The organism is Streptomyces termitum (assembly GCF_014650175.1).
GTDB classification, from domain to species: domain Bacteria; phylum Actinomycetota; class Actinomycetes; order Streptomycetales; family Streptomycetaceae; genus Streptomyces; species Streptomyces termitum.
The window spans coordinates 110,374-129,951 of sequence record NZ_BMUL01000012.1 but is presented as its reverse complement, the minus strand read 5'-3'; the positions used below and the strand labels follow the sequence as shown (position 1 = coordinate 129,951).

General features: G+C 73.6%; 14 protein-coding genes, 1 tRNA gene and 1 pseudogene. 14 read left to right on the top strand and 2 right to left on the bottom strand.

Annotation, left to right across the window (positions count from 1 at the left end; genetic code table 11):
* Nucleotides 1-117 precede the first annotated feature (117 nt).
* Genes IE219_RS32585 through IE219_RS22430 form a run of 3 tightly spaced genes read left to right on the top strand, consistent with a single transcriptional unit; the run spans nt 118 to nt 1,341 of the window.
* The gene (locus IE219_RS32585; RefSeq protein ID WP_373298870.1) at nt 118-255 is read left to right on the top strand and encodes a DUF4244 domain-containing protein; all 138 of its coding nucleotides are present in this window, start codon (nt 118-120) and stop codon (nt 253-255) included.
* A 46-nt stretch (nt 256-301) separates the two neighbouring features.
* On the top strand, nt 302-709 hold the full coding sequence (locus tag IE219_RS22435) for a TadE family type IV pilus minor pilin (RefSeq protein ID WP_308434038.1): 408 nt from the start codon (nt 302-304) through the stop codon (nt 707-709).
* A complete protein-coding gene (locus IE219_RS22430; RefSeq protein ID WP_308434037.1) occupies nt 703-1,341 on the top strand; it encodes an Rv3654c family TadE-like protein in 639 nt (212 codons plus the stop codon). Before IE219_RS22435 ends, IE219_RS22430 begins: the two co-directional genes overlap by 7 nt.
* Here IE219_RS22430 and sftH read toward each other — a convergent pair.
* Complete coding sequence (gene sftH / locus IE219_RS22425; protein WP_189980284.1) at nt 1,250-3,772, bottom strand: DEAD/DEAH box helicase; 2,523 nt, start codon at nt 3,770-3,772, stop codon at nt 1,250-1,252. The genes IE219_RS22430 and sftH overlap by 92 nt on opposite strands.
* An 80-nt stretch (nt 3,773-3,852) precedes the next feature.
* On the opposite strand from sftH, the gene IE219_RS22420 reads away from it, so the two are divergent.
* The 10 genes from IE219_RS22420 to IE219_RS22375 all read left to right on the top strand — a co-directional run bounded on the left by IE219_RS22420 (nt 3,853) and on the right by IE219_RS22375 (nt 18,168).
* Nucleotides 3,853-4,206 (top strand): STAS domain-containing protein, encoded by a 354-nt coding sequence (locus IE219_RS22420; RefSeq protein ID WP_189980282.1) that lies wholly within the window; start codon nt 3,853-3,855, stop codon nt 4,204-4,206.
* Between the two features lie 12 nt (nt 4,207-4,218).
* Entirely contained in the window at nt 4,219-4,689 is a 471-nt protein-coding gene (locus tag IE219_RS22415; protein ID WP_189980279.1) for an ATP-binding protein, read from the top strand.
* 354 nt (nt 4,690-5,043) lie between these two features.
* A complete protein-coding gene (locus tag IE219_RS22410) occupies nt 5,044-5,700 on the top strand; it encodes a small secreted protein (RefSeq protein WP_189980277.1) in 657 nt (218 codons plus the stop codon).
* 385 nt (nt 5,701-6,085) lie between these two features.
* Nucleotides 6,086-7,645 (top strand): DUF7059 domain-containing protein, encoded by a 1,560-nt coding sequence (locus IE219_RS22405; protein WP_189980275.1) that lies wholly within the window; start codon nt 6,086-6,088, stop codon nt 7,643-7,645.
* Between the two features lie 314 nt (nt 7,646-7,959).
* Nucleotides 7,960-8,157: a hypothetical protein gene (locus tag IE219_RS22400; protein ID WP_189980274.1), complete on the top strand. Its 198-nt coding sequence runs from the start codon at nt 7,960-7,962 to the stop codon at nt 8,155-8,157.
* Between the two features lie 427 nt (nt 8,158-8,584).
* Nucleotides 8,585-11,419, top strand: a complete 2,835-nt coding sequence (gene topA / locus IE219_RS22395) for a type I DNA topoisomerase (RefSeq protein ID WP_189980272.1) — start codon at nt 8,585-8,587, stop codon at nt 11,417-11,419.
* A gap of 206 nt (nt 11,420-11,625) precedes the next feature.
* Nucleotides 11,626-14,961: a dTMP kinase gene (tmk, locus tag IE219_RS22390; RefSeq protein WP_189980269.1), complete on the top strand. Its 3,336-nt coding sequence runs from the start codon at nt 11,626-11,628 to the stop codon at nt 14,959-14,961.
* A gap of 160 nt (nt 14,962-15,121) precedes the next feature.
* On the top strand, nt 15,122-16,324 hold the full coding sequence (locus IE219_RS22385; RefSeq protein WP_189980267.1) for a DNA polymerase III subunit delta': 1,203 nt from the start codon (nt 15,122-15,124) through the stop codon (nt 16,322-16,324).
* Between the two features lie 108 nt (nt 16,325-16,432).
* Nucleotides 16,433-18,010 (top strand): alpha/beta hydrolase, encoded by a 1,578-nt coding sequence (locus IE219_RS22380; protein WP_189980265.1) that lies wholly within the window; start codon nt 16,433-16,435, stop codon nt 18,008-18,010.
* Between the two features lie 84 nt (nt 18,011-18,094).
* Nucleotides 18,095-18,168 (top strand) — tRNA-Thr (locus tag IE219_RS22375).
* A 253-nt stretch (nt 18,169-18,421) separates the two neighbouring features.
* On the opposite strand, the pseudogene IE219_RS31900 reads toward IE219_RS22375, so the two are convergent.
* Nucleotides 18,422-18,958 (bottom strand): annotated as a pseudogene (locus IE219_RS31900) (hypothetical protein); the annotation flags it as partial.
* A gap of 170 nt (nt 18,959-19,128) precedes the next feature.
* Between IE219_RS31900 and IE219_RS22370 the strand changes: the two are divergent.
* Entirely contained in the window at nt 19,129-19,512 is a 384-nt protein-coding gene (locus IE219_RS22370; protein ID WP_189980263.1) for a hypothetical protein, read from the top strand.
* Nucleotides 19,513-19,578 lie beyond the last annotated feature (66 nt).

The following is a 19,578-nucleotide window of genomic DNA, read 5'->3' as shown; positions in this document are numbered from 1 at the left end:
ATGGCGAACAGGGTGAACGGGATGAAAAGGGCGAACGGTGGGGTGTGGAACCGGGTACGGGCTTCGACAGGGGCGTTCTGGCGGTCCCGGCGGGCCGGGATGCGTACTGACGACGGGATGAGTACGGCCGAGTACGCCCTCGGGACCATCGCGGCGGCGGCCTTCGCCGCCGTGCTCTACAAGGTCGTGACGAGCGGGTCCGTCGCGGGCGCGCTGGAGTCGGTGATCTCGAAGGCCCTTCATGCGCCGTTCTGAACGTCCCCAGCGCCGGTACCGGCGCTGGGGGAGAGCGCGGGGCGCGGTGGACGACCGGGGCGCCGTGACCGTGGAGGCGGCGGTCGCGCTGCTGGTGCTGATGGCTTTCGCGATGGTGCTGCTGTGGGGGCTGGCCGCGTCCGCCGCGCAGATCCGGTGCGTGGACGCGGCGCGGGCCGGCGCGCGGGCGGCGGCCCGCTCGGAACCCTCCGGGGCGGTCGTGGCCGCGGCCCGTGCCACCGCCCCCGAAGGGGCCCGCGTGACGGTGGCACGGGACGGGGAGCTCTGGCGGGTGACGGTGGAGGTGTCCGCCCCGGGCCCTGGCGGGCTCGGTGTGAACCTCAGCGCCAGGGCCGTGGCCCTCGCCGAGGAGACGGTCGGGGAGGACGGCCCGCCGGTGGCCGGGACGGAACTGGGTGCCGGAGAGGCGGTCGGGGAGGGAGGGCTGTGGTGAGGAGCCGGGGAGGAGCGTGCGGAAAGGCGCGCCGGGGGCGCTCGGGGTCCCTGGGGTTCTGGGGGCTCTGGTGGCGGAGGGCGGTGGTGGGGCGCGGGGACCGGGGTGTGGCGACGGTGTGGACCGCTGTCGCGGCGTGCGCGCTGTGTGCGGTCTTCGGCCTCGTGCTGGTGCTCGGGCAGGTCGTGGCGGCCCGGCACCGGGCGGGAGGCGCGGCCGACCTGGCGGCCCTCGCCGCCGCCGACCGGGCCCTGTGGGGCGAGGCGGAGGCGTGCGCGGCGGCCGGCCGGGTCGTGGTGGCACAGGGCGCCGAACTGGTCGGTTGCCGGATCGAGGGGGAGGAGGCCGAGGTGACGGCGCGGGTGGTCCGCGGAAGGTACGCCCCCGAGGTCAGGGCGCGGGCGGGGCCGGCACCGCTCCCTCCGGGGCTGCTTCCCGAGGGCCCGCCCCTGTTCGGCTCCGGTGCGGCTGCGCGCGGTTCGGTCCGGCCGGACCAGCGCCTTCCGGACCTCCGCCTCTCGGACCTCCGCCTCCCGAAGCTCAGTCCTTCGGGTCCTCGTCCTCCGGGTCCTCGGCTTTCGGGGCCGTTCGTTCCGGAGGTGGGGGCGTCGGGGCGTGGGGGGCTTCCTTGAGGAGTTCGGTGAGGAGGCGGACGGCGCCGCGCTTGTGCAGGGGGTTGTTGCCGTTGCCGCACTTGGGGGACTGGATGCAGGACGGGCAGCCGGTCTCGCACTCGCAGGAGGCGATGGCCTCGCGGGTGGCGGTCAGCCACTCCCGGGCGGTGCGGAAGGCGCGCTCGGCGAATCCGGCTCCCCCGGGGTGCCCGTCGTACACGAAGACGGTCGGCAGCAGGGTGTCCGGGTGCAGCGGGACGGAGACCCCGCCGATGTCCCAGCGGTCGCAGGTGGCGAACAGCGGCAGCATGCCGATGGAGGCGTGCTCGGCGGCGTGCAGGGCGCCGCCGAGGATCTCCGGGGTGATCCGGGCGTCGTCGAGCTGGTCCTCGGTGACCGTCCACCACACGGCCCGGGTGCGCAGGGTGCGGGGCGGCAGGTCCAGCTTGGTCTCGCCCAGCACCTCGCCGGTGATCAGGCGGCGGCGGAGGAAGGAGACGACCTGGTTGGTGACCTCGACGGAGCCGTAGCAGAGGCGGCCCGAACCCCACGGGATCGCGGTGTCGGTCTCCAGGACGGCGATGGAGGTGGTGTCGCGGGCGGTGGTCGAGTACGGCGGGACGGCCTCTTCGACGAGGGCGACGGAGTCCTCCAGGTCCAGTTTCCGCACCAGGTAGGTGCGGCCCTGGTGGAGGTGGACGGCGCCCTCGTGGACCGAGGTGTGGGAGGCGGCCTCGTCGACCGTGCCGAGGAGCCGGCCGGTGCCCTCCTCGACGATCCGGACGGGACTGCCGCCGCCGCCCCGGATGTCGGCCAGGTCGGCCGCCCGCTCGCGGCGGGTCCAGTACCAGCCGGTGGCGCGGCGGCGCAGCAGTCCGGCCGCCTCCAGCTGGGGCATCAGACCGGGCGCGGCCGGGCCGAACAGGGGCAGGTCCGCCTCGGTGAGCGGGAGCTCGGACGCGGCGGCGCACAGATGGGGGGCGAGGACGTAGGGGTTGTCGGGGTCCAGGACGGTCGACTCGACCGGCTGGTCGAAGATCGCCTCCGGGTGGTGGACGAGGAAGGTGTCCAGCGGGTCGTCGCGGGCGACCAGGACGGCGAGGGCGCCCTCGCCGGAGCGGCCGGCCCGGCCCGCCTGCTGCCACAGGGAGGCCCGGGTGCCGGGATAGCCGGCGATAAGAACGGCGTCGAGGCCGGAGACGTCCACGCCCAGTTCCAGGGCGGTGGTGGCGGCGAGGCCGAGGAGCTCCCCGGAGTGCAGGGACCGCTCCAGGGCGCGCCGCTCCTCGGGCAGGTAGCCGCCCCGGTAGGCGGCGACCCGCCGGGCGAGGGCCCGGTCGGTCTCGGCGAGCCGCTCCTGGGCGATCACCGAGATCAGTTCGGCGCCGCGCCGGGAGCGGACGAAGGCGACGGTGCGGACGCCCTGCCGGGTCAGGTCGGTGAGCAGGTCGGCGGTCTCGGCGGTGGCGGTGCGGCGGACCGGGGCGCCGCGCTCGCCGTGGAGCTCGGTGAGCGGCGGCTCCCACAAAACGAAGACGAGCTCGCCGCGCGGGGAGGCGTCGTCGGCGACCTCGGTGACGGACAGGCCGGTGAGCCGCGCGGCGGTGTGGGCCGGGTCGGCGGAGGTGGCGGAGGCGAGGAGGAAGACCGGCTCGGAGCCGTACCGGGCGCAGATCCGGCGCAGCCGGCGCAGGACCTGGGCGACGTGCGAGCCGAAGACGCCCCGGTAGGTGTGGCACTCGTCGATGACGACGTAGCGCAGCGCGCGCAGGAAGGAGGACCAGCGGGGGTGGGAGGGGAGGATGCCCCGGTGCAGCATGTCGGGGTTGGTCAGGACGTAGTTCGCGTACTGGCGGACCCACTCCCGCTCCTCGACCGGGGTGTCGCCGTCGTAGACGGCGGGCCGGACGCCGTTGCCGAGCGGGGCGGCCAGTTCGCGGACGGCGCGGCGCTGGTCGGCGGCGAGGGCCTTGGTGGGGGCGAGGTAGAGCGCGGTCGCCCCGCGCCCGTTGGCGGCCTCGGAGCCGTCCAGGAGGGCGGAGAGGACGGGGGCGAGGTAGGCGAGCGACTTGCCCGAGGCGGTTCCGGTGGCGATCACCACGGACGCGCCGTCGAGGGCGTGCCCGGCGGCCTCGGCCTGGTGGGCCCACGGGTGCTCGATTCCGGCCTTCTCGATCGCGGCGATCACCTCGGGCCGGATGAGGTGCGGCCAGACGGCATGACGGCCCGCCCGCGCGGGCATGTGCTCCGTATGGGTGATGCGCGCGGCCCGGCTCTCGCCGTGGGCGAGCCGTTCGAGGACCCTGCCGGGGGAGGGGCGGCTGCCCGTCTCCCCGGCCGGACGACTGGGGCGGTGATTCTTGGCCATCGGTACCGAGTGTGTCACCGGCGTGACGGACAATGCTTCCAAGGCGTCGTGCATGGCTGCTGGTAAGTGATTGAATGCCATCGCGGCTGGTGATTCGTTCTCCGACTCCGCCCGGGAGATCCGAGGGGGCGAACGCCCGATAGCAAGGTGCTGGAGGATCCGTGGACCTGTCCCTGTCGACTCGCACTGTGCCCGGAGCTGGCGGCGACCGTACGGTCGTCGAGGTCGGTGGCGAGATTGATGTGTATACCGCGCCCAAGCTGCGCGAGCAGTTGGTCGAGTTGGTGAACGACGGCAGCTACCACCTGGTTGTCGACATGGAGCGCGTGGACTTCCTCGACTCCACCGGCCTGGGTGTGCTCGTCGGCGGCCTGAAGCGCGTGCGCGCGCACGAGGGTTCGCTGCGTCTGGTCTGCAACCAGGAGCGCATTCTCAAGATCTTCCGGATCACGGGCCTCACCAAGGTCTTCCCGATCCACACGTCGGTCGACGAGGCCGTCAACGCGGTCGACTGACCGGGGGATCCCATGGCCACCGTTGAACTCCGCTTCAGCGCCCAGCCCGAGCACGTCCGCACGGCCCGCCTGGTGGCGGCCGCGGTCGCCCGCCGGGCCGGGGTGGACGAGGCGGTCCTCGACGAGGTGCGCCTCGCCGTCGGCGAGGCGTGTTCCCGTGCGGTCGGACTGCACCGGAGCAACGGCGTCACCACGCCCATCCGGGTCGTGCTGACCGAGGAGGAGAAGACGTTCTCCATCGAGGTCGGTGACGAGGTGCCCGGTGCGGGTACGGCGGCGGCCACCGCCGCCGGTGTTCCGGTCGCGCGCGCCGCGGCCCCGGCCGAGGACTTCGACGACGCCGACGGCGAGGACGAGATGGGCCTCGCGGTGATCCGCGGGCTCGTCGACGACGTCGAGGTGACTGCGGGGGAGGACGGCGGCGTCCTCCGGATGCGCTGGCCCGTCCTGCCGGCCGAGGAGGACGCGGACCTCCTGTCCTGACCCGCGTTCCGCAGAGACGTACCGAGACGCCCCTCCGGCCCTGCCGGGAGGCGTACCGGGAAGAGGCCCCGCCGTCACGGCGGGGCCTCTTCGCGTGCCCGAAGCGGACCGACCGGGGCGGGGGGCCGACCGCGGAGGTCGCCGCGGCCTTCGCGCGGGCGCTCCAAGCGGCTTCCGGCAGGCGTCTCCTGACGTGGCGTCCGTCTCATTCCTGGAGGGCGGCGGGTGGCCGCAGCCCCGGTACGGCTTGGTTCAAAAGGATTCAACACGGGATCAAACCCTCGTGCGAAAGAGGGAAGTGGTGCGCGCGCCGTGTAAGTTCCGGGGGCGAGAGTCTTGGAAGGGACCGATCCGGTGAACAAGAAGCTTGCGGCGGCGCTGTCCGGCAGTGCGGTACTGATGCTCGTGCTGTCCGGTTGCAGCGAGGACGAGGGCGACAAGGTGAACGACTGGGCCAAGTCGTTCTGCGACCAGGCGAAGCCTCAGATCCAGAAGCGTGCGGACGCCCACCAGATCATCATCTCGACCGCGGCGGACAGCCGTCCGGCGGAGATCCAGGCCGCCGACTCCAAGGCGTTCAAGGACATCGCGGACGCGGACCGGGCGCTGGCCAAGGCCGTGGAGAGCGCCGGTGTCCCGCCGGTCGAGAACGGTGACAAGGTCCAGAAGGACGTCGTCGCGGAGCTGAACGCGACCGCGACCGCCTACGACGGGCTGAAGAAGCAGGTCGACGCGCTCGACCCGGCGAACCAGCAGAAGTTCGCCGAGGGGCTGAAGGACGTCGCCGACGGCCTCACCAAGATCGAGAAGATGGACCAGAACGCCCTGGCCAACCTGGAGAGCGGCGAACTCGGCAAGGCCATGGCCAAGCAGCCGGGCTGCCAGAAGCCGACCCCGGCGGTCCCGAAGACGCCGTCCGGCTCCGCCTCCCCGAAGGCCGGCGCCACCGCCGCGCCCGCGCCGAAGACCGGCGAGGGCTCGGACAAGGCATCGGAGTCGTCGGACTCGTAGTCCCGGGTACGGCCCCGCCTCCCGGCCCCGCCTCCCGCCTCCGGCTCACGGCCCCCGGCACGGGCGCCGGGGCCGTCGGCCGGTCCGTCAGATGCCGCTTCCCGCACGGGGGATGCTCCTTCGGGAGTTCCCAGGGGTGTCCCCGGCGGGCTTCGGTGGGTGCGGCTCCAGGGGTTCCCGGAGACGGCCTGTGGGGGCTTCCGGAGGCATTCCTGGGTCTCCGGAGGCCGGGGAGCCTCCCCGGGGGCGGTCGCTGGTTCTCTCCGGGCCCGGGGCCGGGGCCTGTCGTCACGCGGTCGGGGCCGGGCCGCAGGCGGTCGCCGGGAGGCTCCGGAGGGCGGGCGCCGGACTGTCGGGCGCCGCGTTGTCACCCGCGGCCGTCACAATGGAACGCGTGAGTACGCCCAGCCTGACCACCAGCCTTCCGGTGCCCGCGCACGCCGCCCGACTGCGCGAGGCCCTGCTCGCCGCCGCCTTCACCGCCGACGGCCTGCTCGACCTGCTCGGCGCCCCGGCCTACGCGGCGCTCGCCCGCAGCGAGACCGTCCCCGCGCTGCGCGCCACCCGGGGCGACTCCCCGCTGGAGACCCTCGTCCGCCTCTTCCTGCTCCAGGAGGCCGTCGCGTCCGACCGGGCCGCCGCCGCGCTCCCGCTGGACGAGGCCCTCGCCGACGGCTGGGTGGTCCGGGAGGACGGCGCCGTGCGCGCGACCGTCGACGTCCGGCCGTACGGCGGACCGGACGGCGAGGACTGGTTCATCGTCTCCGACCTGGGCTGCGCCGTCGGCGGCGCCGGCGGCATCGGGAAGAAGGAGGAAGGGGTCGTCCTCGGCGTGGGCGGCGCCTCCACCACGCTCGCCGGCATCACCGTCCGCACCTCGGTCGCCGCCGCGCTCGACCTCGGCACCGGCTCCGGGATCCAGGCCCTGCACGCGGCCCGGCACGCCACCCGGGTCACCGCCACCGACCTCAACCCGAGGGCCCTGGACTTCACCCGCCTCACCCTCGCCCTGTCGGGCGCCCGGGAGGCCGCGCTGCTGGCCGGTTCGCTTTACGAGCCGGTCGACGGCGACACGTACGACCTCGTCGTCTCCAACCCGCCGTTCGTGATCTCCCCCGGCTCCGGGCTCACCTACCGGGACGGCGGGATGAGCGGCGACGACCTGTGCCGCACCCTCGTCCAGCAGGCCGGGGAGCGGCTGAACGACGGGGGGTACGCCCAGTTCCTCGCCAACTGGCAGCACGTCGAGGGCGAGGAGTGGCAGGACCGGCTGCGCTCCTGGGTGCCGCGCGGCTGCGACGCCTGGATCGTCCAGCGCGAGGTGCAGGACGTCACCCAGTACACCGAGCTGTGGCTGCGGGACGCCGGCGACCACCGCGGCGACCCCGAGGCGTACCGGGCGGCGTACGGCCGCTGGCTGGACGCCTTCGAGGAGACCGGCACCAGGGCGATCGGATTCGGCTGGATCACCCTGCGGCGCGATCCGGCGGTGGCCGCCGGGAAGGCCGAGCCGTCGATCGTGATCGAGGAGTGGCCGCACCCCGTGGAGCAGCCGCTCGGGCCGCACGTGCGGGCGCACTTCGAGCGCCAGGAGTACCTGCGGGACCACGACGACGCGGCACTCTTGGAGGACCGCTTCACCCTCGCCCCCGAGGTGGTGCAGGAGCAGGTCGGACTGCCCGGCGCCGAGGACCCCGAGCACGTCGTGCTCCGGCAGAACCGGGGGATGCGGCGCGCCACCCGGGTCGACCACGTGGGCGCCGGCTTCGCGGGCGTCTGCGACGGCACGCTCAGCGCGGGCCGGATCCTCGACGCCATCGCCCAGCTCATGGGCGAGGACCCGGTGCTGCTGCGGGACCGCACCCCGCAGGCGATCCGGCTCCTCGTCGAGGAGGGCTTCATCACCCCGGAGTCCCTGCTTCCGGAGGGGGCGGCCGGGGAGTGACGGCGGGACGGCACTGGCGTGAAGACGCCGACGGGGAGTGTCGGGCGGTGCGTCGCGCGAGCCGGCGCGAGGGGCGGGGGACGAGGCGGGGACGGGTGCGGTGACGGGGGTGCGGGCCGGGCCGTAGAGGGCGGAACGGGGGCGCGGTACGGCGGGTTCCGGAGGGCTTTTCCGTGGAGCCGCGCGGTCCGGTCCGTGCCGTTCACCCGGAGTTCGCGTCCCTGACGCCACGGGGTGTCAGCCTCCCTGCGGGAGACACCCACCGCCCGGCCGAGAGGGCGGGTACGGCGCCGGGACGGGAAGCGGGTACGGGCATGGAGAGCGGGCCGGCGATCTTCGCGGGAACGGCGTTCGCGCTGTTCGGGGGCGCGTTGCTGCTGTGGACCACGGTCCGCGTCCGGCACGGCGAGCCCGTCGTCCTCGGTGTCGCGCCCCGGGCCGCCGCCGCCCTCACGGGCCTCGCCGGCGTCCTCTTCCTCCTCCTCGGCGTCTGGTGCTTCGGCCGGATCTGAGACCACCGCCGGAGCCCCGCCCGGAAGCGTGACGGGACGTCCGTCCGTGAGCCCGCCCGGAAGCCCCTCCGGAGGCGTACCGGGGCCGCGCCGGGGGGTCGGTCCCGCTGCCGCGGGGCACGTGCCGGGAGCGGGGCTGAGACGCGCGGCACACCTCGCCGCCCCGCCGGTCCGGCCGTCCGGGCGGCAGGAAGGGCAGGAGTCGGGTTACCGTTCGAGTGGCCGTTGCGGGCTTTCGCCGTTTGACACGGGGGCGGGTTGTACCGTCACACTCCGCAGCGACGGGAGCGTCACCGTCCGTGGTGCTGCCGTGGGCGCCCAGCGTCGTACCGGCGCTGCCGCGCGTCGCCAGCGCCGTACGGGCCGGCCCCTGGCCCGCACGGGCCCGTACGGGCCTGGAGAGTGTCGACCGGAGAGAAGAGCGAAGTTGTCCCCGACCAGCGAGACCGCACACGGCGGCCGCCGACTCGTCATCGTCGAGTCGCCTGCCAAGGCGAAGACGATCAAGGGCTACCTCGGCCCCGGCTACGTCGTCGAGGCGAGCGTCGGGCACATCCGCGACCTCCCGAGCGGTGCCGCCGAGGTGCCGGAGAAGTACACCGGAGAGGTCCGCCGCCTCGGCGTCGACGTCGAGCACGACTTCCAGCCCATCTATGTCGTCAACGCCGACAAGCGGGCCCAGGTCAAGAAGCTCAAGGACCTGCTCGCCGAGTCGGACGAGCTCTTCCTCGCCACCGATGAGGACCGCGAGGGCGAGGCCATCGCCTGGCACCTCCAGGAGGTCCTCAAGCCCAAGGTGCCCGTCCACCGGATGGTCTTCCACGAGATCACCAAGGACGCCATCCAGCAGGCCGTGCGCAACCCGCGCGAGCTGAACAAGCGGATGGTCGACGCCCAGGAGACCCGCCGCATCCTCGACCGGCTGTACGGCTACGAGGTCTCCCCGGTCCTGTGGAAGAAGGTCATGCGCGGCCTCTCCGCCGGTCGCGTGCAGTCCGTCGCCACCCGGCTCGTCGTCGAGCGCGAGCGCGAGCGCATCGCCTTCCGCTCCGCCGAGTACTGGGACCTCACCGGCACCTTCTCCACCGGCCGCCCCGGCGACCCCACCGACCCCTCCTCGCTCACCGCCCGCCTCGCCGCCGTCGACGGCAAGCGCGTCGCGCAGGGCCGCGACTTCGGCGCCGACGGCCGGCTCAAGAGCGAGAGCGTGCTCCACCTCGACGAGGAGAAGGCCCGCGCGCTCGCCGCCTCCCTCGCCGACACCCGCTTCGCCGTCCGCTCGGTCGAGTCGAAGCCGTACCGCCGCTCCCCGTACGCGCCCTTCCGCACCACCACCCTCCAGCAGGAGGCCAGCCGCAAGCTCGGCTTCGGCGCGAAGGCGACCATGCAGGTGGCGCAGAAGCTGTACGAGAACGGCTTCATCACCTACATGCGTACGGACTCCACCGTCCTCTCCGACACCGCCGTGGCCGCCGCGCGCGCCCAGGTGACGCAGCTGTACGGCGCCGGCTACCTGCCGGAGAAGCCGCGCGTCTACGCCGGCAAGGTCAAGAACGCGCAGGAGGCGCACGAGGCGATCCGGCCTTCGGGTGATCGTTTCCGCACCCCGGCCGAGACCGGCCTCACCGGCGACCAGTTCAAGCTGTACGAGCTGATCTGGAAGCGGACCGTCGCCTCCCAGATGAAGGACGCCACCGGCGACTCGGTCACCGTCAAGATCGCCGGCACCTCCGCCGACGGCCGCGACGCCGAGTTCTCCGCCTCCGGCAAGACGATCACCTTCCACGGCTTCATGAAGGCCTACGTCGAGGGCGCCGACGACCCGAACGCGGAGCTCGACGACCGCGAGCGGCGCCTCCCGCAGGTCGCCGAGGGCGACGCGCTCTCCGCCGTGGAGATCACCGCCGACGGGCACGCCACCAAGCCGCCCGCCCGCTACACCGAGGCCACCCTGGTCAAGGAGCTGGAGGAGCGCGAGATCGGCCGCCCGTCGACGTACGCGTCGATCATCGGCACCATCCTCGACCGCGGCTACGTCTTCAAGAAGGGCACGGCCCTCGTGCCGTCCTTCCTCTCCTTCGCCGTGGTCAACCTGCTGGAGAAGCACTTCGGCCGGCTCGTCGACTACGACTTCACCGCCCGCATGGAGGACGACCTCGACCGCATCGCGCGCGGCGAGGCCCAGTCCGTGCCGTGGCTGAAGCGCTTCTACTTCGGCGAGGGCGAAGCGGCCGGCGGCGCTGCCGACGCCGGGAACGGCGACGGCGACCACCTCGGCGGCCTCAAGGAGCTCGTCACCGACCTCGGCGCCATCGACGCCCGCGAGATCTCCTCCTTCCCCGTCGGCGACGGCATCGTGCTGCGCGTCGGCCGCTACGGCGCCTACGTCGAGCGCGGCGAGCGGGACCAGGAGGGCTACCAGAAGGCCGACGTCCCCGAGGACCTCGCGCCCGACGAGCTCACCGTCGCCTACGCCGAGGAACTGCTCGCCAAGCCGAGCGGCGACTTCGAGCTGGGCGCCGACCCGGTCAGCGGCCACCAGATCGTCGCCAAGGCCGGCCGGTACGGCCCGTACGTCACCGAGATCCTGCCCGACGACGTCCCGAAGACCGGCAAGAACGCGGTCAAGCCGCGCACCGCCTCCCTCTTCAAGACGATGTCCCTGGACACCGTCACCCTGGAGGAGGCCCTCCAGCTCATGTCACTGCCGCGCGTCGTCGGCACCGACGCGGAGGGCGTCGAGATCACCGCGCAGAACGGCCGGTACGGCCCGTACCTCAAGAAGGGCACCGACTCGCGGTCGCTGACCAGCGAGGACCAGCTCTTCAGCATCACGCTGGACGAGGCGCTCGCCATCTACGCGCAGCCCAAGCAGCGCGGCCGGGCCGCCGCCAAGCCGCCGCTGAAGGAGCTGGGTACCGACCCGGTCAGCGAGAAGCCCGTGGTCGTCAAGGACGGCCGCTTCGGCCCGTACGTGACCGACGGCGAGACCAACGCGACCCTGCGGACCGGCGACAGCGTCGAGACCATCACCCCGGAGCGCGGCTACGAGCTGCTCGCCGAGAAGCGCGCCAAGGCCCCGGCCAAGAAGACCGCCAAGAAGGCCCCGGCGAAGAAGACCGCGGCCAAGAAGACGGCCGCGAAGAAGACCACGGCCGCGAAGACCACCGCCGCCAAGAAGACGGCGGCCAAGAAGACGACCACCGCGAAGAAGACCACGGCGGCGAAGAAGACGACCGCGTCCTCGGCACCGCAGGACTGACGGCGGGGCCGGTCCTCCGCCGGGTCGTCCGCGGGGGCACGGGTATGGAAAGTGCCGCTCTCCACCCATGGAGAGCGGCACTTTCCATACCCGTCCTCGCACCTCCCCGAGGGGGCGGAAGCGGGCCCTCCCGGCCCCCTTCCGGCCTCCTACGTTTGTTCGGACGGACGCCCCGGGGAGCAAGCCCGTCCGGATAGGGTGGACGGATGACGCGAGCAGAGCAGCAGCCAGACCGCCTCGGCGATTCCGACGCCGCCCTCGTCGCGGATTCCAGGGAGCGCGCCGTGCGGGCCCTCGTCCGCCACCTCCCGCTGCGCCGCCTCTGGAGCGCCCAGCTCCTCGGCGGCGTCGGAGACGCCCTCGCCCTCCTCGTCCTCGTCCTCCTCGGCCTCCAGGCCGCGGCGGCCCAGGACGCGTTCGGCGGCGGACCGCGCGGGCTCGCCTTCGCCGTGGCCGCCGTCGTCGGCGCCCGGCTGCTCGCCACCGTCCTCTTCGGCGCCGTCCTGCTCGGCCCGCTCACCGCCCTGACCGCGCCCGGCGGCGCCCTCGACCGGCGCTGGACCATGATCGGCTCCGACGGGCTGCGGATCGCGCTGCTGGTCATCGCGCCCCTGTGGGTCGACTGGACCCCCGGCGACGCCCTGTGGTTCCTGCTCGGCACCGTCTTCCTCACCGGCTCCGCCGAGCGCCTCTGGACGGTCTGCCGCGACGGCGCCGCGCCCGCGCTGCTGCCCGCCGCGCCCGTCGAGGGCGACGCCGTCCGGCCGCTTCCCGACCACCTCGGCGCCCTGCGCACGCTCAACCAGCGCACCGCCTTCCTCGCCGTCCCGGCCGCCGCCGCCGTCCTGCTCGCCGCCACCCTGGTCGGCAACCTGCTCGGCTCCGGCATCGACTGGTTCTCGCTCCACCAGGCCGCCCTCGGCGCGTACGTCGCGGCCGGTCTCTTCGCCGCCTCCGTCAGCGTCCTCGCCGCGATGACCCTGCCCGGCGGGCAGACCCCGCGCCCGCGCTCGCCGCTGGAGGGGCTGCGCCGCCCGGCCGCCGAGAAGGGCCGCACCGGAGCCGTACCGCTGCTCGTCCTGGCCTGCGCCACCGTCGCCGGTGCCATCGCCGCCGCGGCCTCGCTCGCCGCGCTCCACGCCGGGGACCTCGGCGGCGGGCCCGTCACGTACGCCCTGCTCGTCCTCGCGCTCAGCGGTGCCACCGCCGTCGGCATCCGCACCGCCCGCTCCGTGCTCCCCGTGCTGTCCCGGCGCCGGATGCTCGCCCTGGCGACCGCCGTCACCGGCGTCGCCCTGATCGCCGTCGGCCTCGTGCCCGACACCGCGACCGTGCTCCTCCTCGCCGTCCTCGCCGGATACGCGGCGGGCGTCGCCGCCCACACCGGGCACGTCCTGGTCGACCAGGAGACCGAGGAGCCGCACCGGGAGCGCGTCACCGCCCACCTCCAGGCCACCGCGCGCGTGGGCATCGCCCTCGGCGCGCTCGCCGCGCCGCTGCTCGCCGCCGCGATCGGCCCGCACCGCCTCGCCTCCGCCTCCGGGACGTTCGTCTTCGACCACGGCGGCGCCGCCTTCACCCTCGTCCTCGTCGGGGCGCTGCTGCTGCCCGTCGCCGCGCTCGTCCTCGCGAAGACCGACGACCGGGCGGGCGTCCCGCTCCGCCGCGACCTGCGCGACGCGCTGCGCGGCGGCGACCCGGCCCAGGCCCCCGCCGCGACCGGCTTCTTCATCGCCCTGGAGGGCGGCGACGGCGCCGGAAAGTCCACCCAGGTGCAGGCCCTCGCCGACTGGATCCGCGCCAAGGGCCACGAGGTCGTCGTCACCCGCGAGCCCGGCGCCACCCCCGTCGGCAAGCGGCTCCGCTCGATCCTGCTCGACGTGTCCTCCGCCGGACTGTCGAACCGCGCCGAGGCGCTGCTGTACGCCGCCGACCGCGCCGAGCACGTCGACTCCCTGGTCCGGCCCGCCCTGGAGCGGGGCGCCATCGTCATCTCCGACCGGTACATCGACTCGTCCGTCGCCTACCAGGGCGCCGGCCGCGACCTGTCCGCGACCGAGATCGCCCGCATCTCCCGCTGGGCCACCGGCGGCCTCGTACCGCACCTGACCGTGCTCCTCGACGTCTCGCCGGAGACCGCCCGCGAGCGGTTCACCGAGGCGCCGGACCGGCTGGAGTCGGAGCCGCCCGAGTTCCACGCGCGCGTGCGGGCCGGATTCCTCGCCCTCGCCGCCGCCGACGCCTCCCGCTACCTCGTCGTCGACGCGGGCCAGGAGCCCGAGGCCGTCACCACCGTCGTCCGGCACCGGCTCGACCGGATGCTGCCCCTCTCCGAGGCCGAGGTGAAGGCCGCGGAGGAGGCCCGCCGGAAGATCGAGGAGGAGGCGCGGCGCAAGGCCGAGGAGGAGGCCGCCCGCAAGGCCGAGGAGGAGCGCCTGGAGCGCGAGCGCCAGGCCCAGCTCGCCAAGCTGCGCGCCGAGGAGGAGGAGCGCAAGCGGCGCGAGGAGGAAGAGGCGCGCCGCCTGGAGGCCGAACGGCAGGCCGAGGAGGCCCGGCGCAAGGCCGAGGAGGCCCGGATCGCCGCCGAGGAGGAGGCCCGCCGCCGCGCCGCCGAGGAGAAGGCCCGCCAGGAGGAGCAGGAACGACTCCGCAAGCAGGCCGAGGAGGAGGCCCGGCTGCGCGCCGAGGCCGAGGCGCTCCGCCAGGAGAAGCAGCGCAAGGCCGAGGAGGCCCTGCTCCGCGCGGAGGAGGCCCGCCGGGTCGCCGCCGCGGCGGCCGCCGCCAAGGCGGCCGAGGAGGCCGCTGCGAAGGCGGCGGCGGAGAAGCTCGCGGCCGAGGCCGCCGCGAAGGCCGCCGCGGAGAAGGCCGCCGCCGAGCGGGCCGAGGCCGAGAAGCGGGCCGCCGCCGAGAAGGCCGCCCGCGCCGCCGCCGAGGCGAGGGCCGCGGAGGAGCGGCGGGCCGCCGAGGCGAAGGCCGCCGCCGAGCGGAAGGCGCTGGAGGAGTCCGCCAACGAGGTCACCGTCCAGACGCCGATCGTGCGGCTGGGCAAGGACGACGGCGCCGGTGGTACGGGCTCCGCCCCCGCCGTGTCGCCCAACGAGGTGACCGTGCCGACCCCGGTCGTACGGCTGGACGACGAGACGGCCGTCCTGCCGCAGATCCGCGAGGACGGGACGGCCGTACCGCCGAAGGCCGGGGAGGACGAGACGGCCGTTCTGCCGCAGGTCCGCGAGGACCGCGGTGGGCGGGACGGGGGGAACGGCCGGTCCGGGCGTCAGGACGGCGGAAGCGGCCGGTCCGACCCGGCCGACCGGGTGCCGCGCGACTTCTTCCGCGACGAGCGGGACGCCGACGCCGAGGGCGGCCGCTCCGGCGACGTCACCCGCGAGCTGCCCCGGCTCGACGAGGAGGGCCGCCCGCGCCCCCGCTCCGACTGGGCCGAGGACACCCCGCTGGACGACCTGCCGACCCTGGCGGACGAACTGTTCGGCGCGTACGAGGACGAGGACGGCGCCCCGGAGGACGGCCGCCGGCGCCGCTGACCCGGAGCCCGCCCGGTACTGAGGGGCCGGGCGGGCTTCCGGACCCCACCCGGACCGGAGCGGGACCGGACCGGACCCCCGCCCGGCTCGGAGCGGGACCGGAGCGGGATTGTCAGGGGGCTGCCCCACAATGGAGGGCGTACCTTCAGGAGGGGCAGACATGGCCGTATGGGACGACCTGGTCGGACAGGCGAGGGTCGAGGAGCAGCTCGCCGCCGCCGCGCGGGACGCCGACGCCCTCGTCACCGCCCAGGCCGGGGGCGGGCCCGCCCCCGAGGCGTCGAAGATGACCCACGCCTGGCTGTTCACCGGCCCGCCCGGCGCCGGCCGGGTCGACGCCGCGCGGGCCTTCGCCGCGGCCCTCCAGTGCGTGAGCCCCGACCGGGCCCTCGGCGGCGCCCCCGGCTGCGGGTTCTGCACCGGCTGCCACACCGCCCTGGTCGGCACCCACGCCGACGTGACGACGATCGCCGCCGTCGGCACCCAGATCCTCGCCGACGACATGCGCGAGACGGTCCGCAAGTCCTTCACCTCCCCGGCCAACGGCCGCTGGCAGGTCATCCTCGTCGCCGACGCCGAGCGGCTGAACGAGAAGTCGGCCAACGCGGTCCTGAAGGCCGTGGAGGAGCCCGCGCCGCGCACCGTCTGGCTGCTCTGCGCCCCCTCCGTCGAGGACGTGCTGCCGACGATCCGCTCCCGCTGCCGCCACCTCAACCTGCGGACCCCGCCCGTGGAGGCCGTCGCCGACCTGCTGATCCGGCGCGACGGCATCGACCCGGAGACCGCCCACGCCGCCGCCCGCGCCACCCAGGGGCACGTCGACCGGGCCCGGCGGCTCGCCACCGACGAGCGGGCCCGCGCCCGCCGCGCCGTCGTCCTCAAGCTGCCGGTACGGGTCGCCGACATCGGCGGCTGCTTCAAGGCCGCCCAGGAACTCGTCGACGCCGCCGCCGAGGACGCCAAACAGGTCGCCGAGGAGGTCGACGCCAAGGAGACCGAGGAGCTGAAGGCCGCCCTCGGCGCCGTGCAGGGCGGCCGGATGCCGCGCGGCACCGCCGGAATGATGAAGGAGCTGGAGGAGAAGCAGAAGCGGCGCGGCCGGCGCACCCAGCTCGACAGCCTGGACCTCGCCCTCACCGACCTCACCGGCTTCTACCGCGACGTGCTCACGCTCCAGCTCGGCGCCCGCACCCCCCTGGCCAACGAGGACGTGCGGGACACGGTGGAGCGGATCGCCCGCGGCACCACCCCGGAGCGGACCCTGCGCAGAGTGGAGGCCGTCCTCGCCTGCCGCCGCGCCCTCGACCGGAACGTGGCACCGCTGCTCGCGGTGGAGGCCATGACGATGGCGCTACGGGACTGAGGCAGCGGGCGCCTGACGGTACGGCCCCGGGGGCGCACGACCGGCCGGATCAGGGCCGTACGACCGGCGATTGGACACGCTCCGTACCCTTCCGGATACGCTCCGGGGATGGACTCCAGGCGTTTGCTCCGTACCTCCGCCGCGGCCGTCGCCGTCGCCGGACTGATCCTCTCCGGCTGCACCGGGGGCAGCGACGCGGCGTCGCCGACGGGGTCCGCGACCCGGGCGGCCGGCGGCGCGTCCGCGACACCGGGCCCCGCCTCGCCCGCCCCCTCGCCCGAGGAGCTGAAGAAGTACTACGGGCAGAAGCCGGCCTGGCGCGACTGCGGCGTCTCCGGTTTCCAGTGCGCGACCCTGCGCGCCCCGCTCGACTACGCGAAGCCCGCCGGGCCCGAGATCGAGCTGGCGGTCTCCCGGGTGCGGGCCACCGGACCGGGCGAGCGGATCGGCTCGCTCCTGGTCAACCCGGGCGGGCCGGGCGGCTCGGCCGTCGGCTACCTCCAGGGGTACGCGGGCATCGGCTACCCGGAACCGGTCCGCGCCCGGTACGACATGGTGGCCGTCGACCCGCGCGGCGTCGCCCGCAGCGAACCGGTCGCCTGCCTGACCGGCCCGGAGATGGACGCGTACACACAGGTCGACCAGACCCCGGACGACCAGGCCGAGGTCAACGCCCTGACGGCCTCCTTCAAGCGCTTCGCGGCCGGGTGCGAGAAGCGCACCGGCGCGGTCCTGCCGCACGTCTCCACCGTGGAGACCGCCCGCGACATGGACATCCTGCGGGCGGTCCTGGGCGACGCGAGACTCCACTACGTGGGCGCCTCGTACGGCACCTTCCTCGGCGCCACCTACGCCGAACTGTTCCCCGGGCGGGTCGGCCGGCTCGTCCTCGACGGGGCGATGGACCCCTCGCTCTCCGCGCTCGACCTCAACCGCGACCAGACGGCCGGCTTCGAGACCGCCTTCCGGGCCTTCGCCGCGGACTGCGTCGCCCGGCCGGACTGCCCGCTCGGCACCGGAACGGTCGAGTCCGCCGGGCAGGCGCTGCGGAAGTTCTTCCACGCCGCCGACGCCGCCCCCGTCCCCACCGGCGAGAAGCGCGCGCTCGGCGAATCGCTCGCCACCACCGGCGTCATCGCCGCCATGTACGACGAGGGCGCCTGGCCCCAACTGCGCGAAGCCCTCACCCGGGCCATCGGCGGCGAGGGCTCGGCCCTGCTGGCCCTCGCCGACAGCTACTACGAGCGGGAACCCGACGGCACCTACTCCAACCTCATGTACGCCAACGCCGCCGTGAACTGCCTCGACCTGCCCCCGGCCTACCAGGGCCCGGCCGACGCCGCGAAGGCCGCCCCGTCCTTCACCGAGGCGTCCCCCGTCTTCGGCGAGGGCCTCGCCTGGGCCGCCCTGAACTGCACCTACTGGCCCACCCCGGCCACCGGCCGCCCGCACCGCATCACCGCCGAGGGCGCGGCCCCCGTCCTCGTCGTCGGCACCACCCGCGACCCCGCCACCCCCTACAAGTGGGCCCGGTCCCTCGCGGACCAGCTCTCCTCCGGCACCCTCCTCACCTACGAGGGCGACGGCCACACCGCCTACGGCCGCGGCAGCGACTGCGTCGACACCGCCATCAACACCTACCTCCTCGAAGGCACCCCGCCCACCCCCCGAAAGCGCTGCTCGTAGCCCCGCCCGGGGGTGGTCGGACCGCCCCCGGAAACTGTGTAGACTTGGCGACGCTGCTGCACCCACCATGGTGTCGCGCAGCATGCCGCCTTAGCTCAGTTGGCCAGAGCAACGCACTCGTAATGCGTAGGTCTCGGGTTCGAATCCCGAAGGCGGCTCAGGTTGAACCCCAGGTCAGGCGTATGATCTGGGGTTTCTTTTTCCGTTGACCTTGAAATCTCGGCAAATCGGGCACCCCCCTGTCTGTGCATCGTAATGCGTAGGTCGAAGGTTCGATTCTGTGACGAGACCGACGGTCCAAGACTCTGAACTGGTCTTTTGCTTGCCGGTAGGGGCAGGCCAGGTTGGCACAACGGATCCTCGTGGACAACCGGTGGACAGCCGTGCGTGAAACTCCGTCAGAAACTCTCGTCACCCCCTGGCCAACGGGTGAAATTCACCGGTCTCCGAGGGGCCGTCGGCGGCGTCGGGACTGTTTGGTTCTGACATGGATCGATGGCGAGAAGGTCGGATCACGGACGCGCGTGTGCGCAGGAGGTCGTTGAGGATGCACACCGGCGATGCCGAGTGCACTGCCAGCCGGGCGTCGAGCGCTGTCTCCCACTGCTCAGTCACTCCAATCATGAGGCGCTTGTGCATGCCAGGGGTGACGTGGGCATTGAGTGCTGAGACAGAGCCGTCAATGTGGCCCCTTCGGTTGTCCATGAGGACCCTCCCGGTGCCCGGGTCTTCCATCTAGGTTCGATGGGTGTGACACAGCCCGTGAGGTGTGAGGCCCTTGGCGGTCGAGAGCCAGCAGGCGTTGGCCCGGTTGCTGGCGCCGCGTCCTCGGGCTGGAACGCCGGGCCAAGGCTTGCCGAGCAGGCGTACGGGGCGGGCTTCTTGCAGTGCCTTCTTTGGATACCAGCCCAAGACTGCGAGGGCGAACAGCCAACTCGCGAAGATCCGGCTCCACGCCGTTCGCGTCGCCATCAGGGCAGGGCCCCTGCCTTGCTCAGGACGGACAACCCGCTATACCGGGTGTCTCGCCACAGACTGGCAGGAAAGGCAGTGGATACTCGAGACGGTAGCTGACCGTCTTGGCACACACGGCTTGTCTCTTCAGCCATGATGCTCACATGGCCACCATCCAGTCAGCAGCCGAGATCGCATCCCTCCTGGAGCGACTCAATGGGAAGAAGATCGCCGCGCTCCAGGTGCTCGGCGTCAACTCTCTCAAGTCCGTTTCACCTCTTCCAGACGCGCTCGTGGGGGAGGCAGTGGCAGAGGTGGACGTCGCTGAGCGCATCATCACCATGCACACGGCCGGCCACCGCATCTCGTTCGATCTGCAACGTACGGGCCGGGTCGTAATGCTCGAATCTGCCGAGCCCTACCAGCATGTTGCTGGGGTTAGCCGCCCTACGGTCCGCCTCCTCACGGCTGACGGATCAGGCATGGACCTGACCGAGCCAGCTAAGACGAAGCGGATCACAGTCACGATCGTGACCAGGTCTGAGTGACGTTGCCGCACCGTATGACTGGCTTTCCAGGCGTCCTCGATGCAGCTACTCTCGACGCAGGAATCT